The following is a 14,743-nucleotide window of genomic DNA, read 5'->3' as shown; positions in this document are numbered from 1 at the left end:
GATGTCCGCCCTGACCCTGGGCCACTACCTGACGCTGGGCGCGGTGATCTTCTGCATCAGCGTCGCCGGCATCTTCCTGAACCGCAAGAACGTGATCATGCTGCTGATCTCGCTGGAGCTGATGCTGCTCTCGGTGAACATCAACTTCGTCGCCTTCTCGCGCTCGCTGGGCGACGCCGCCGGCCAGGTCTTCGTGTTCTTCATCCTCACCGTCGCCGCTGCCGAGGCCGCGATCGGCCTGGCGATCCTGGTGACCCTGTTCCGCAACCGCCGCAGCATCGACGTGGCGGACATCGATACGTTGAAGGGCTGACCTGATGGATCCGGCAATCCTCATCTCCAAGACCCAACTGGTGCTGGTCGTGCTGCTGCCGCTGGTCGGGAGCCTCCTGGCCGGCCTGTTCGGCCGCCGGATCGGCCGCGCCGGCGCGCACACCGCCACCATCCTCGGCGTGGCGGCCAGCTGCGCGCTCTCGGTGCACGTGCTGTGGCAGCTGATGCACGGCGCCGCCGTGTTCAACGAGAATCTCTACACCTGGATGCAGGTGGGCGACATCTCGGTCAACGTCGGCTTCATGGTCGACAAGCTCACCGCGATGATGATGGTGGTCGTCACCTTCGTCTCGCTGCTGGTGCACATCTACACCATCGGCTACATGGCAGAGGACGAGGGTTACCAGCGTTTCTTCAGCTACATCTCGCTGTTCACCTTCAGCATGCTGATGCTGGTGATGAGCAACAACTTCATGCAGCTGTTCTTCGGCTGGGAGGCGGTGGGCCTGGTGTCCTACCTGCTGATCGGCTTCTGGTACAAGAAGCCGACTGCGATCTTCGCCAACCTCAAGGCGTTCCTGGTCAACCGCGTCGGCGACTTCGGCTTCCTGCTGGGCATCGCCGGCGTGCTGTACTGGATCGGTTCGCTTGATTACGCGCAGGCGTTCGCCAATGCGGATGCCATCCGCGGCATGAACGTCGAAATCCTGCCCGGCCACGCCTGGTCGATCGCCACGGTCATCTGCATCTGCCTGTTCATCGGCGCGATGGGCAAGTCCGCGCAGGTACCGCTGCACGTGTGGCTGCCGGACTCGATGGAAGGTCCGACCCCGATCTCGGCGCTGATCCACGCCGCGACCATGGTGACCGCGGGCATCTTCATGGTGGCGCGCATGTCGCCGCTGTTCGAACTGTCGCAGACCGCGCTCAACTTCGTCCTGTTCGTCGGCGCAACCACCGCGTTCTGGACCGGCCTGATCGGCATGGTGCAGAACGACATCAAGCGCGTGGTGGCGTATTCCACGCTGTCGCAGCTGGGCTACATGACGGTGGCGCTGGGCGTGTCCGCGTACTCGGCGGCGGTCTACCACCTGATGACCCACGCGTTCTTCAAGGCGCTGCTGTTCCTCGGCGCCGGCTCGGTCATCATCGGCATGCACCACGAGCAGGACATGCGCAAGATGGGCGGCCTGCGCAAGTACATGCCGGTGACCCACATCACCATGTGGCTGGGCACGCTGGCGCTGGTGGCCACCCCGTTCTTCAGCGGCTACTACTCGAAGGACGCGATCATCGTCGCCGCCGGCGAGCACGCGGGCGAGGGCGGCTTCATCGCGCAGTACGCCTACTGGGCCGTGCTGCTGGGCGCCTTCGTGACCAGCTTCTACAGCTTCCGCCTGCTCTACCTGACCTTCTTCGGCAAGGAGCGCTTCCGCGACGCCCACGGGCATGGCCATGACGCGCACCACGATGCCCATCACGACGATGGCCACGGCCAGCACGGCGCGCACGAACCGCACGAGTCGCCGTGGGTGGTGACCCTGCCGCTGGTGCTGCTGGCGATCCCGTCGGTGCTGATCGGCTTCTTCACCGCCGGCCCGATGCTGTTCGGTACCGACTGGGCCGGCCACGAGAAGGGCACGGGTTTCTTCGACGGCGCGATCTTCGTCGAGCCGGTGCGCGACGTGATGGCGAAGATCGCCGCGGCGGACTGGCACGGTCCGGTGGCGTTCGCGCTGCACGGCTTCATGACCCCGGCGTTTTGGCTGGCATTCGCCGGGTTCGCGCTGGCCACCCTGCTGTACCTGGTCAAGCCGGACCTGCGCACGGGCATCACCCGTTCGCTGGCCGCGCCGATCCGCCTGCTGGAGCGCAAGTACTACATGGATGACCTGTGGATCGGCGGCCTGGCCGGCGGCAGCGTCAAGCTGGGCAGGCTGTCCAGCCTGGTCGACAACCGGGTGGTGGATGGCGCGGTGAATGGCGCCGTCAGCCTGGTGGGGACCGTGGCCGCGGCGCTGCGCAAGGTGCAGACCGGCTACCTCTACCACTATGCGTTCGCAATGATCCTGGGCCTGGTCGCGCTGCTCGCGATGGCCCGGTACTACTGGCAGTAAGCCGGCAACCGACGAGATGGATACCGCAAGCGTGACCCACTGGCCCCTGCTTAGTCTTTTGATCTGGCTGCCGATCCTCGGCGGCGTGTTCTCCCTGCTTGCCGGCAACCGGCGGCCCGAACTTGCGCGCTGGATCGCGCTGGGGTTCGCGCTGGTCTCGCTGGCGCTGAGCGTCCCGCTGTTCACCGGCTTCGATGCCAGCAGCGCGGCGATGCAGTTCGTCGAGCAGCGCGCCTGGATCCCGGCCTACGACATCCAGTACCACCTCGGCGCGGACGGGCTGTCGGTGCCGCTGATCGGCCTGACCACCCTGGTCGGCGTGCTGGTGCTGGTGGGCGCCTGGGGCTCGGTGGACAAGCGCGTTGCGCAGTACGTCGCCTGCCTGATGTTCCTCGAAGGCCTGATGATCGGCGTGTTCTGCGCGCTGGACTCGATGCTTTTCTACGTGTTCTTCGAGGCGATGCTGATCCCGATGTTCATCGTGATCGGCGTGTGGGGCGGCCCGCGCCGCATCTACGCCTCGCTGAAGTTCTTCCTGTACACCTTCCTCGGCTCGGTGTTCATGCTGATCGGGCTGGTGTACCTGTACCTGAAGGGCGGCAGCTGGCAGATCGCCGACATGGCGGCGCTGCCACTGACCATGACCGAGCAGACCTGGCTGTTCTTCGCCTTCTTCGGTGCGTTCGCGATCAAGGTGCCGATGTTCCCGGTGCATACCTGGCTGCCGGACGCGCACGTGGAAGCGCCCACCGGTGGCTCGGTCATCCTGGCTGCGATCATGCTGAAGATCGGTGGCTACGGCTTCCTGCGCTTCACCCTGCCGATCGTGCCCGACGCCGGCCACGAGTTCGCCTGGCTGATGATCGCCTTCAGCCTGGTGGCCATCGTCTATGTCGGCCTGGTGGCGTTGGTGCAGGAGGACATGAAGAAGCTGATCGCCTATTCGTCGGTCGCGCACATGGGCTTCGTCATCCTGGGCACCTTCATCGCGTTCTCGCTGGTGCGCGACCAGGGCCTGGGCGACACCGCCCGCCTCGGCCTGCAGGGTGCGATGGTGCAGATGGTCTCGCACGGCTTCATTTCCGCGGCGATGTTCTCCTGCGTTGGCGTGCTGTACGACCGCATGCACACCCGCATGATCAAGGACTACGGCGGCGTGGCGAAGGTGATGCCGTGGTTCGCGCTGTTCTGGGTGCTGTTCGCGATGGCCAATTCCGGCCTGCCGGGCACCAGCGGCTTCGTCGGCGAGTTCGTGGTCGTGCTGGCCAGCTTCCAGCACAACCCGCTGATCGGCCTGGCCGCCGCGCTCACGCTGATCATCGGCGCAGGCTATTCGCTGTGGCTGACCAAGCGGATCATCTGGGGCGACGTGGGCAACGCCCACGTGGCCGGACTGAAGGACATCAACGCGCGCGAGTGGATCGTGCTGGGCGTGTTCGCCGCCTTCACTCTGGCACTGGGCATCAACCCCAAGCCGCTGACCGACCTGATGGAACCCTCCATCGCGCAACTGGCGGCCCAGCTCGCCGCGACCAAGCTTTGAGGACATGACGACGATGCAGGCCACTCTCGCCATGCCGGCAGCCACCGAACTGCTGCCGCTGATTCCCGAACTGGTGCTGGTGGGCGCCGCGTTCGCGCTGCTGATGCTGGACCTGTTCCTGAAGGACAGCCAGCGCGTGGTCACCCACGTGCTCTCCATCGCCGTGCTGGCCTTGGTGGGGGGGCTGATCGCCGCAGGCGTCGGCGTCGGCGAAGACACCGCCGTGCTCAACGGCATGTTCGTGCGCGACACCATGGCAGACGTGCTGAAGGTCGCCACCTGCGTGGTGTCGGCGATCGCGCTGCTGTTCGTCTGGCCCTACCTGCGCGAGCGCGGGCTGTACAAGGGCGAAGTGTCGGTGCTGATGCTGTTCGCGGTGCTCGGCATGATGCTGCTGACCTCGGCCGGCAGCCTGATCATGGTCTACCTGGGCCTGGAGCTGCTGGCACTGAGCTCCTACGCGCTGGTGGCGATCGACCGCGACAACAAGCTGGCCTCGGAAGCGGCGATGAAGTACTTCGTGCTGGGCGCGCTGGCCTCCGGCCTGCTGCTGTACGGCATGTCGCTGGTCTATGGCGCCACCGGCAGCCTCGACCTCGCGGCCATCCGCGACGCCGCGCCGGGTGTGGCGCAGCCCATGCTGCTGCTGACCGGCGTGGTGTTCATGGTTGCCGGCATCTCGTTCAAATTCGGCGCCGCGCCGTTCCACATGTGGCTGCCCGACGTCTACCACGGCGCGCCGACCCCGATCACCCTGTTCATCGGTTCCGCGCCGAAGCTGGCGGCGTTCGCCATGGTGGTGCGCCTGCTGGGCTTCGGCACCGCGCCGCTGGCCGAGCACTGGCAGCCGATGCTGGGCGTGCTGGCGGCGCTGTCGCTGGTGGTGGGTAATGTGATCGCGCTGATGCAGACCAACCTCAAGCGCATGCTGGCGTATTCGACCATCTCGCACGTCGGCTTCCTGTTCCTCGGCTTGGCCGGCGGCGGCGCCGAAGGCTATGCGGCGGCGATGTTCTACGCGATCAGTTACGCGCTGATGGCGACCGCCGCGTTCGGCGCGATCGTGCTGCTGGCGCGGCGCGGGTTCGAAGCCGACAGCATCGACGACTTCAAGGGCCTGAATGCGCGCGACCCGTGGAGCGCCGGCATGGTGCTGTGCGTGATGGCCTCGCTGGCCGGCATCCCGCCGTTCCTCGGCTTCTGGGCCAAGCTGGCGGTGCTGCGCGCCGCGATCGATGGCGGCATGCTGTGGCTGGCCATCGTCGGCGTGGTGTTCGCGGTGATCGGCGCGTTCTACTACCTGCGGGTCATCAAGGTCATGTACTTCGACGAGCCGGTGGGCGAGCCGGTGATGCCCCGCGACGACCGCAGCCTGCGGTTGGTGTTCGGCGTGAATGCGCTGGCGCTGCTGGTGCTCGGGGTCTTCTGGAACCCGCTGATGGCTTGGTGCCAGGCGGCGTTCGCCTGAGGGCGACTGCCCCGCGCGCTGCGCAGAGCGAGACGCGAAGGCCCGCCGTTTGGCGGGCCTTTCGCTTGCAGACACCGTGATTCCGCGGTCCGGGCGGGTTTGCCGTTCGCTGCGATCAGCGCAAACGTTGCTCCACGGCGCCGACGAAGCGGCCCTGCCGGTCCACCACCACGCGCGCGCGCTTGGTGCCGTGGTAGAAGGTGGCGCGGTACAGGCCGGCGTCCTCGCCGGTGCCGCGCTCGCACAGCCGGTCGATCTTGCGCAGCTCCAGCAGATGCAGGAACTCGTCCTGTGCAAGGCCGAGCGCCGCCGCGATCGGCGCGGCATCGATCTCGATTTCAAACGCCGGATTGAGGTCGAGGGGAATGGACTTGCCCATGGATGCGGCCGGTCGGTAGGCGGGCATGTTCCGACGCGCCGGTGGGCGGCGCCATGATCCCGGTCAATCCGTGGGCAAACGAAAGGGGCCTTGCGGCCCCCTTCGGGAATGCGCGGAAGGCGAATCTCAGTTGGCGTTCTGCAAGTCGCGCAGGCTGCCCGGAACGCTGGCGTAGTAGGCCGCCAGGTCGGCGATCTGCTGGTCGCTGAGGTTCTTGGCCTGGGCGGCCATCACGTCGGCGGTGGCGCCGGCGCGGGTGCCGCCGCGGTAAGCCTGCAGCGAATGCGCGAGGTAATCGGCGTACTGGCCGCCCAGCTTGGGGTACATCCCGTCGATCGGGGCGTTGCCGTCGGCGCCGTGGCAGGACGCGCAGGGCGCAATGCCTTCGCCGCCCTTGGCAGCGAACTCGCGGCCGGCCTCGATATTGCCGTCCGGCAGGCCGGCGGAGCTCGACTTGGCTTCGCCGGCCGCAGCGTGGCCGCCTTCCGACTTGCCGCCGCAGGCCGACAGGGCCAGCGCGCAGGCGAGGGCGAGCAGGGTCATGGAGGTCTTGGTCATGGCGCGGCTCACTTCAGGCTGGACAGGTAGGCGGCGATGTCGGCGATATCCTGCTGGGAGAAGCTCTCCGCCTGCGCCTGCATCGTCGGGTGCTTGCGCTTGCCGGTGCCGTATTCGGTCAGGGCATTGCGCAGGTAGGTTTCCGACTGGCCGCCGATCTTCGGAACATGGTAGCTGGGATAGGCGTTCTTGTAGCCGGTCAGGCCGTGGCAACCGCGGCAGGTGTAGGTCAGGCCCTTGCCGCGGGTGGCATCGCCGGCCGCCGGAGTGGCGGGCGCCGCCGCAGCGGGCGCGGCCTGGACGGCAGGTGCGGGGGCATCGGCCGCCGCGGGTGCGGGCGGGTCCTGTGCAGTGACGGCAAAGGCCGCCAGGAGCAGGGCAAGGCTTGCGGCAATCGGCAGCGGTCGCATCATCTGGCTGTTCCGGACTGTGTATCGGTAAAGGAAGTCGGGCGCCGGTGTTGGGCGCCCGATCGTTCGAGTATAGCGGCGAAAGCCACGGACTTCACATGCGACTCATCCGCATCGCGCCATCGGCTCCGTGACGGCGGGGCCGGGAGCCATGCCATCGGCATACATGACCTTCGGCGGATGGCGCGCCTCCTGGCGCTGGTGACATACTTGACTACAACACTAACCCATGACGATTCCCCCCATGCGCCCACTGATCCCGGCCCCCGTTTCCCGCTTCCGCCGCGTGCTTCCGCTCGCCCGGCTCAGCCTATTGGCCGTTGCGCTGGGGCTGGCGGCCTGCAAGGGCGGCGGCGCCGAGGGCGGCAAGGGGCCGAACGGCAAGGAGCAGGCCAACAAGGGGCCGGAGGCCATCCCGGTCGAGGTGGCGAAGGCGTCGACCCGCTCGATCTCCGCCAGCTATGCGGGCACCGCGCCGCTGGAAGCGCGTGCCGAGGCGCAGGTGGTGGCCAAGACCTCGGGAATCGCGCTGCAGGTCTATGCCGACATCGGTCAGCAGGTGGTCGCCGGCCAGCCGCTGGTTCGCATCGACCGCGACCGCGCGACCTTGCAGGTCGCCCAGGCCGACGCGGAAGTGCGCAAGCTGGAGGCCAACTACCGGCGTTCCGCGCAGCTGCAGGAGCAGAAGATGGTCAGCGTGAACGACGTTGAACAGCTGCGCTACAACCTGGAGAACGCCCGCGCGCAGCTGCGCATGGCCAAGCTGGAACTGTCCTACGGCACGGTGAGCGCGCCTATCTCCGGCGTGGTGGCCTCGCGCAGCATCAAGCAGGGCAACCTGGTGCAGATCAACACGCCGATCTTCACCATCGTCGACATCTCCCGCCTCGAGGCCACGCTCAACGTGCCGGAGCGCGAGATCGAGACCCTCAAGGCCGGCCAGGCCGTGCAGCTGACGGTGGACGCCCTGCCGGGCAAGACCTTCGATGGCCGAATCGACCGCGTGTCGCCGGTAGTGGATGCCGGCAGCGGTACCTTCCGGGTGATCTGCGCCTTCGACGGCGGCGGCTTGCTGCAGCCGGGCATGTTCGCGCGCATCCGCATCAACTACGACCAGCGCGCCGATGCGCTGGTGATCCCGCGCAGCGCGCTGCTGGAAGACGGTGGGGCGCCGGCGGTGTTCACGGTCAAGGGGGGCAAGGCGGTGCGCTCGGAACTCAAGCTGGGTTACGTCGATGGCGAATGGGTCGAGGTGCGTGACGGCCTGCGCGCGGGCGACCCGGTGGTGGTGGCCGGCAAGTCCGCGCTGCGCGAGGGCAGCGCGGTGCAGGTGATCGGCGACAAGGCCGCGCCGGCGGCCGCGGCGAAGGCGGCCGCCAAATGAGTTCGCCGTCGACCCCCGGGCCCGACCACGCGCAGGACCCGCACCACGCGCCCGCCGCCGGCTTCAGCCTGGTGGAGTTTGCAACCCGCCGTCGCGTCACCATCGCGATGATGACGCTGACCCTGGTGCTGTTCGGCTTGATCGCGCTGGGCAGTCTCAAGGTCAACCTGCTGCCCGACCTCAGCTACCCGACATTGACCGTGCGCACCGATTACGAGGGTGCGGCGCCGGCGGAGATCGAGACCCTCATCTCGCAGCCCGCCGAAGAGGCGTTGGGCGTGGTGAAGGGCCTGCGCAAGCTGAAGTCGGTGTCGCGCACCGGCCAGTCGGACGTGGTGATGGAGTTCGCCTGGGGCACCGACATGGACCAGGCCAGCCTGGACGTGCGCGACAAGATGGAGGCGCTGCAATTCCCGCAGGACGCAAAGCCGCCGGTGCTGCTGCGCTTCAATCCCTCCACCCAGCCGATCATGCGGCTGGCGCTGTCGCCGAAGCAGCAGCCCGCCAACACGGCCGAGGGCATCCGCCAGCTGATGGAGCTGCGCCGTTTCGCCGACGACGACCTCAAGCGCAAGCTGGAGCCGGTCGAGGGCGTGGCCGCGGTGAAGGTGGGCGGCGGCCTGGAAGACGAAGTGCAGGTGGACATCGACCAGCGCAAGCTGGCGCAGTACGGCCTGTCGCTGGACAGCGTGATCAACCGGCTCGCGCAGGAGAACGTGAACGTCTCCGGCGGACGGCTGGAGGAAGGTTCGCAACGCTACCTGGTGCGCACCGTCAACCAGTTCGCCACCGTCCAGGAGATGGCGAACATGCTGCTTACCACCCGCAGCGCGGGCGCCTCCTCCAACGGCGCCACCGAGCAGGCCCTGCGGCTGGCCGCGGCCAGCGGCGATGCGCGGGTGATGGCTGCGCTGTCGCAGGGCGGCGACACCCAGGCCGGCACCTCCCCGCTGCGCCTGAGGGACGTTGCCACCGTGCGCCAGGGCTACAAGGAGCGCGAGGCGATCATCCGCCTCAACGGGCGCGAAGCGGTGGAACTGGCGATCTACAAGGAAGGCGACGCCAATACGGTGTCCACTGCCGATGCGCTGGAGGCCAAGCTCAAGGCCATCCGCGAAAAACTGCCCGCCGACATCGAGCTGACCACCATCGAGGACCAGTCGATCTTCATCCGCAACGCGATCCGCGACGTCAAGGTGGACGGCGTGATCGGCGGCCTGCTGTCGGTGCTGATCATCTTCCTGTTCCTGCGCGATGGCTGGAGCACCTTCGTCATCAGCCTGTCGCTGCCGGTGTCGATCATCGCGACGTTCTTCTTCATGGGCCAGCTGGGGCTTTCGCTCAACGTGATGTCGCTGGGCGGCCTGGCGCTGGCCACCGGTCTGGTGGTGGATGACTCCATCGTGGTGCTGGAATCGATCGCCAAGGCGCGCGAACGCGGCCTTGGCATCCTCGAGGCGGCGATCGCCGGTACCCGCGAGGTGAGCATGGCGGTGGTCGCCTCCACCCTGACCACGATCGCGGTGTTCCTGCCGCTGGTGTTCGTGCAGGGCATCGCCGGCCAGCTGTTCCGCGACCAGGCGCTGACGGTGGCGATCGCCATCGGCGTGTCGCTGGTGGTGGCGATGACCCTTATCCCGATGCTGAGTGCGCTGAAGGGCCGTCCGCCGCTGGGCTTCCCGGAGGAAGCGGCGCCGGCGCGCTGGCAGCCGCAGAAACGCTGGCAGAAGCCCGCCGCCTATGCCGGCCGCGGCGTCGGCGCGCTGTTCCGCTACGGCTTCTTCGGCCTGGCCTGGCTGGTGGTGCGCGGTTGGCGCGGGCTGGCTGCGGTGGTCGGCCCGGTGATGCGCAAGCTGAGCGACCTGGCCATGGCGCCTTACGGCCGCGCGGAGCGCGCTTACATGCGCGTGCTGCCGAAGGCGCTGCAGCGGCCCACGCCGGTGCTGCTGGTGGCTTCGCTGGCGTTCGCGCTGACCATGGCGGCGGTACCGCTGCTGGGCACCGACCTGATCCCGCAGTTCGCGCAGGATCGTTTCGACATGACCGCCAAGCTGCCCCCAGGGACGCCGCTGGCGAAGACCGACGCGCTGGTCCGCGACGTGCAGGCCCTGCATGCGGACGACGCCGGCGTGCGCGTGCTGTATGGCGTGTCGGGCACCGGCACCCGGCTGGATGCCAGCCCCACCGAAAGCGGCGAGAACATCGGCAAGCTGTCGGTGGTGATGGAGAGCAACGACGCCGAAGGCCCGCTGACCGAGGCGCTGCGCAAGACCATGAAGGACTTCCCGGGCGTGCAGGTGGACTTCAGCCGCCCCGAACTGTTCAGCCTGTCGCCGCCGCTGGAGATCGAGGTGGAAGGTGCGGACCTGGAAACCATCCGCAAGGCCGGCAACCGGCTGGCCGGGATGCTCCGCGCCAATCCGCACTACGCCGACGTGAAGTCCACCGTGGAGCAGGGCTTCCCGGAAATCCAGATCCGCTTCGACCAGGACCGCGCCGCGGCGCTGGGCCTGACCACCCGCCAGATCGCCGACGTGGTGGTGAACAAGGTCAAGGGCAACGTGGCGACGCGCTACAGTTTCCGCGACCGCAAGATCGACGTGCTGGTGCGCGCGCAGGAGTCCGACCGCAGTTCGGTGGACGACCTGCGCCGGCTGATCGTCAATCCGGGCAGCGGCACCCCCGTCGAGCTCGCGGCCGTCGCCGACGTGGTGGCCACCACCGGCCCCAGTGAGATCCATCGCGCCGACCAGCGCCGCGTCGCGATCGTCTCGGCGAACCTGCGCGACATCGACCTAGGCGCTGCGATCCGCGAGGTCAACGACATGGTGGCGAAGAACCCCCTCGGCACCGACATCGACATGCGCATCGGCGGCCAGGGCCAGGAGCTGGGCGAATCCATCCGCTCGCTGCTGTTCGCGTTCGGGCTGGCCATCTTCCTGGTCTACCTGGTGATGGCCTCGCAGTTCGAATCGCTGCTGCATCCGTTCGTCATCCTGTTCACCATCCCGCTGGCGCTGGTGGGTGCGGTGGCCGCGCTGCTGCTGACCGGTTCGCCGGCCTCGGTGGTGGTGTTCATCGGCCTGATCCTGCTGGTGGGCCTGGTAGTGAAGAACGCGATCATCCTGATCGACAAGGTGAACCAGCTGCGCGAGGAAGGCGTGGCCAAGCGCACCGCGCTGGTGGAAGGCGCGCGCTCGCGCCTGCGCCCGATCATGATGACCACGCTGTGCGCGGTGTTCGGCTTCCTGCCGCTGGCCCTGGCCTTCGGCGATGGCGCGGAGGTGCGCAGCCCGATGGCGATCACGGTGATCGGCGGCCTGCTGGTGTCCACGCTGCTGACCCTGCTGGTGATCCCGGTCGTCTACGACCTGCTGGACCGCAAGCCGGACGAGTTCTACGCGGAACGCGGCCGGCGCGCGCGCAGCGTCGCCGAGCAGGCGGCCGCAGTGATCTCGCACGAACACGACCCGCTGGACGGCGGCGCGAGGGCATGACCGGATGAACATCACCGAGCTCTCCATCCGTCGCCCGATCACCACCATCATGCTGTTCGTGTCGATGGTGGCGATCGGCCTGATCGCGTCGTTCCGCCTGCCGCTGGAGGCAGAGCCGGAAGCCACCATCCCGTTCTTCTTCGTGTCGCTGCCGTACCCCGGCTCCACCCCGGAAGAAGTGGAGCGCAACCTGGTGCGTCCCGTCGAGGAGGCGCTGGCGACCATGCCCGGCATCGAGTCGATGAACTCGCGCGCCAACGCGGACGGCGGCTCGATCCAGGTGCGCTTCAGCGACTGGAGCCGGGACATCGCGATCGCCGCCTCCGAGGCGCGCGAGCGCATCGATGCGATCCGCGACCAGTTGCCGGACGATTTCCGCCGCTACTTCGTGCAGCGCTGGAGCACCTCCGACCGCGAGGCGCTGAGCCTGCGCCTGACCAGCAGCGTGGACCTGACCACCCGCGCCGACCTGATCGAGCGCAGCATCAAGCAGCGGCTGGAGCGCCTGCCCGGCGTTGCCCGGGTGGAAGTGGAGGGCGTGGCCAAGCAGGAAGTGCTGGTGGCGCTGGACAAGGACCGCCTGACCGCGCACGGGGTGGTGCTGAACGAGCTGGTGCAGAAGCTGCAGGCGGCGAACTTCGCGGTGTCCGCCGGCGAGATCAACGAAGCCGGCCGGCGCCTGCGCGTGCAGCCGCTGGGCGAACTGCAGCAGCTGCAGCAGCTGCGCGACCTGCGCATCGACAAGAAGGGCACGCGCCTGTCCGATATCGCGGACGTCGACCTGCAGCCGCAGCGCATGAACTACGTGCGGCAGCTGGACGGCAAGCCCAGCGTGGGCGTGGACATCTACAAGGAGCGTGCGGCCAACCTGGTCGACCTGTCGCGGATGGTGCGCAAGGAGATCACGCTGCTCGAGCAGGATCCGGCGATGCGCGGCGTCAGGATCGAAGTCACCGACGACCAGGGCCAGGCGGTGACCAGTTCGCTGCTGGCGCTGGCCGAGGCCGGCGGCATCGGCCTGCTGCTGTCGGTGGTCGTGCTGTACGCCTTCCTGCGCCACTGGCCGTCGACCCTGATGGTGTCCACCGCCATCCCGATCTGCTTCACGATGACGCTGGGCTTCATGTACTTCGCCGGCATCACCCTCAACATCATCTCGATGATGGGGCTGCTGCTGGCGGTGGGCATGCTGGTCGACAACGCCGTGGTGGTGGTCGAGAGCATCTACCAGGAGCGCGAGAAGTACCCCGGCAAGCCGTGGCTGGCGTCGATCATCGGCACCCGCCACGTGGCGATCGCGCTGTCGGCCGGCACCCTGTGCCACTGCGTGGTGTTCCTGCCGATGCTGTTCGGCGAGAAGAACATCATCACCATCTACCTGTCGCAGTTGGCGGTCACCATCTCGGTGTCGTTGCTGGCCTCGTGGCTGGTGGCGATCAGCCTGATCCCGATGCTGTCGGCGCGGATGAAGACGCCGCCCGCGCTGAAGTCGCCGTTCATCACCGGGCTGCAGGCGCGCTATGCCCGCCTGCTGCGCTGGACCCTGCTGCATCGCGGCTGGAGCGTGGCCGGCATCCTGGCGATCTCGCTGGTCAGCGTGTACCCGATGATGAACACCACCGGCAGCGGCGACGACAGCGATCCCACCGAGATCAACATCTTCTACCAGTGGAAGGGCGCCTATTCCAAGGAGGAGATGGGCAAGGAGGTGGCGCGGGTCGAGCAGTTCGTCAATGCGCACCGCGAGGAATTCAAGATCGACCGGGTGTACAGCCGCTACAGCGAGCAGGGCTGGGCGCAGACCCGGCTGTTCCTGACCATCGACGATGCCGAACAGAACAAGAAGATTGCCGAGGAAGTGCGCAAGGGGCTGCCCAAGTCCGCGCGCGCCAACCTCGGCATCGGCTGGCCGGGCGGCATGGGCAGCGGCGACGGGCAGGGGATCACCTTCAGCCTGATCGGCGACTCCACCCAGACGTTGAAGGAGCTGGCCGACGACATCGTGCCGATCCTGGCCCGCAATCCGAAGCTGCGCGACGTGCGCGTGGACACCGGCGATGCCAACACCGAGCTGAAGGTGCAGGTGAACCGCGAGCGCGCGGCGGCCTACGGATTCAGCGCGCAGCAGGTGGCGCAGTTCGTCGGCATGGCGCTGCGCGGCTCGTCGCTGCGTGACTTCCACCGCGAGGACGTGGAGATCCCGGTCAACGTGCGCTTCGCCGGCTCGGATAGCTACAGCGTGGAGGACCTCTCCACCTTCCTGGTGCGCGCGCCGAACGGCACCGAAGTGCCGCTGCTGGCGATGGTTGACGTGGACACCACGCCCGCCGCCACCCAGATCCAGCGGCAGAGCCGGCAGACCATGCTGCAGGTGCAGGCCGGTCTGGCGCAGGGGGCGTCCATCCAGGATGCCCGCAAGTCGATCGAGGACACCCTGAAGAACGTGCAGTTCCCGCCCGGCTACAGCTACACCTTCGATGGCGCCGGCTTCAACATCAACTTCGACGGCATGAAGCAGATGTTCCGCGCGATCGGGATCGCGCTGGTGCTGATGCTGGTGATCATGGCGGCGGTGTTCGAGTCGCTGCTGTTCCCGCTGGCCATCATGTCCTGCGTGCTGTTCTCGATCTTCGGCGTGTACTGGCTGTTCTGGCTCACCGGCACCGAGATGAACATCATGGCGGTGATCGGCATCCTGGTGCTGATGGGCGTGGTGGTGAACAACGGCATCGTGATGATCGAGCACATCAACAACCTGCGTCGCCGCGGCCTGCCGCGCATCGACGCGCTGGTGGAGGGCAGCCGCGAACGCCTGCGGCCGATCATGATGACGATGGGCACCGCGATCCTGGCGATGATCCCGATCGCGCTGTCCACCAAGACCGCCGACGGCATGCCGCCGTACTACCCGATGGCGCGCGCGATCGCGGGCGGGCTGGCGTTCTCCACCGTGGTGAGCCTGCTGTTCCTGCCGACCATCTACGCGCTGCTGGACGACCTGCGCGCGGGCTCCTCGCGCCTGCTGCAGCGGGCCAGGCTGGGCCGCGCGCAGCGGCGCGCCGTGGCGGCGGGCTGACCGGCCGCGCCGAAGCATCCCCCGGGCGCGGACACGGC

General features: G+C 67.7%; 10 protein-coding genes. 7 read left to right on the top strand and 3 right to left on the bottom strand.

The window, feature by feature from the left end:
* The first annotated feature begins 1 nt into the window (after window position 1).
* Genes nuoK through nuoN form a run of 4 tightly spaced genes read left to right on the top strand, consistent with a single transcriptional unit; the run spans window position 2 to window position 5,401 of the window.
* Window positions 2–313, top strand: a complete 312-nt coding sequence (nuoK, locus tag SPK54_RS00995; RefSeq protein ID WP_028838294.1) for an NADH-quinone oxidoreductase subunit NuoK — start codon at window positions 2–4, stop codon at window positions 311–313.
* Between the two features lie 4 nt (window positions 314–317).
* Window positions 318–2,390 (top strand): NADH-quinone oxidoreductase subunit L, encoded by a 2,073-nt coding sequence (nuoL, locus tag SPK54_RS00990; protein ID WP_330946077.1) that lies wholly within the window; start codon window positions 318–320, stop codon window positions 2,388–2,390.
* A gap of 31 nt (window positions 2,391–2,421) precedes the next feature.
* Window positions 2,422–3,933, top strand: coding sequence for an NADH-quinone oxidoreductase subunit M (locus SPK54_RS00985; protein WP_330946076.1), 1,512 nt, complete (start codon window positions 2,422–2,424; stop codon window positions 3,931–3,933).
* 4 nt (window positions 3,934–3,937) lie between these two features.
* Entirely contained in the window at window positions 3,938–5,401 is a 1,464-nt protein-coding gene (nuoN, locus tag SPK54_RS00980; RefSeq protein ID WP_330946075.1) for an NADH-quinone oxidoreductase subunit NuoN, read from the top strand.
* A 115-nt stretch (window positions 5,402–5,516) separates the two neighbouring features.
* Here the strand turns inward: nuoN and SPK54_RS00975 are convergent, their stop codons facing one another.
* The 3 genes from SPK54_RS00975 to SPK54_RS00965 all read right to left on the bottom strand — a co-directional run bounded on the left by SPK54_RS00975 (window position 5,517) and on the right by SPK54_RS00965 (window position 6,748).
* Window positions 5,517–5,780: a DUF6522 family protein gene (locus SPK54_RS00975; protein WP_330946074.1), complete on the bottom strand. Its 264-nt coding sequence runs from the start codon at window positions 5,778–5,780 to the stop codon at window positions 5,517–5,519.
* A gap of 126 nt (window positions 5,781–5,906) precedes the next feature.
* A complete protein-coding gene (locus tag SPK54_RS00970) occupies window positions 5,907–6,338 on the bottom strand; it encodes a c-type cytochrome (RefSeq protein ID WP_330946073.1) in 432 nt (143 codons plus the stop codon).
* Window positions 6,339–6,346: 8 nt separating this feature from the next.
* Complete coding sequence (locus SPK54_RS00965) at window positions 6,347–6,748, bottom strand: cytochrome c (RefSeq protein ID WP_330946205.1); 402 nt, start codon at window positions 6,746–6,748, stop codon at window positions 6,347–6,349.
* Between the two features lie 244 nt (window positions 6,749–6,992).
* Here SPK54_RS00965 and SPK54_RS00960 point away from each other — a divergent pair, with 244 nt between their 5' ends.
* From SPK54_RS00960 to SPK54_RS00950, 3 genes are read left to right on the top strand one after another with little or no spacing between them, the layout of a single operon-like run.
* Window positions 6,993–8,132: an efflux RND transporter periplasmic adaptor subunit gene (locus SPK54_RS00960; protein ID WP_330946072.1), complete on the top strand. Its 1,140-nt coding sequence runs from the start codon at window positions 6,993–6,995 to the stop codon at window positions 8,130–8,132.
* Complete coding sequence (locus SPK54_RS00955) at window positions 8,129–11,629, top strand: efflux RND transporter permease subunit (RefSeq protein WP_330946071.1); 3,501 nt, start codon at window positions 8,129–8,131, stop codon at window positions 11,627–11,629. The genes SPK54_RS00960 and SPK54_RS00955 overlap by 4 nt, the downstream gene beginning before the upstream one ends.
* Before the next feature lie 4 nt (window positions 11,630–11,633).
* Entirely contained in the window at window positions 11,634–14,705 is a 3,072-nt protein-coding gene (locus SPK54_RS00950) for an efflux RND transporter permease subunit (protein ID WP_330946070.1), read from the top strand.
* Window positions 14,706–14,743: the final 38 nt, after the last annotated feature.

The sequence above is a fragment of the Thermomonas sp. LB-4 genome (assembly GCF_036409385.1).
Taxonomy (GTDB): Bacteria; Pseudomonadota; Gammaproteobacteria; order Xanthomonadales; family Xanthomonadaceae; genus Thermomonas.
Note: the sequence above shows the minus strand (reverse complement) of the source record. Positions and strands in the feature narration are given on the sequence as shown.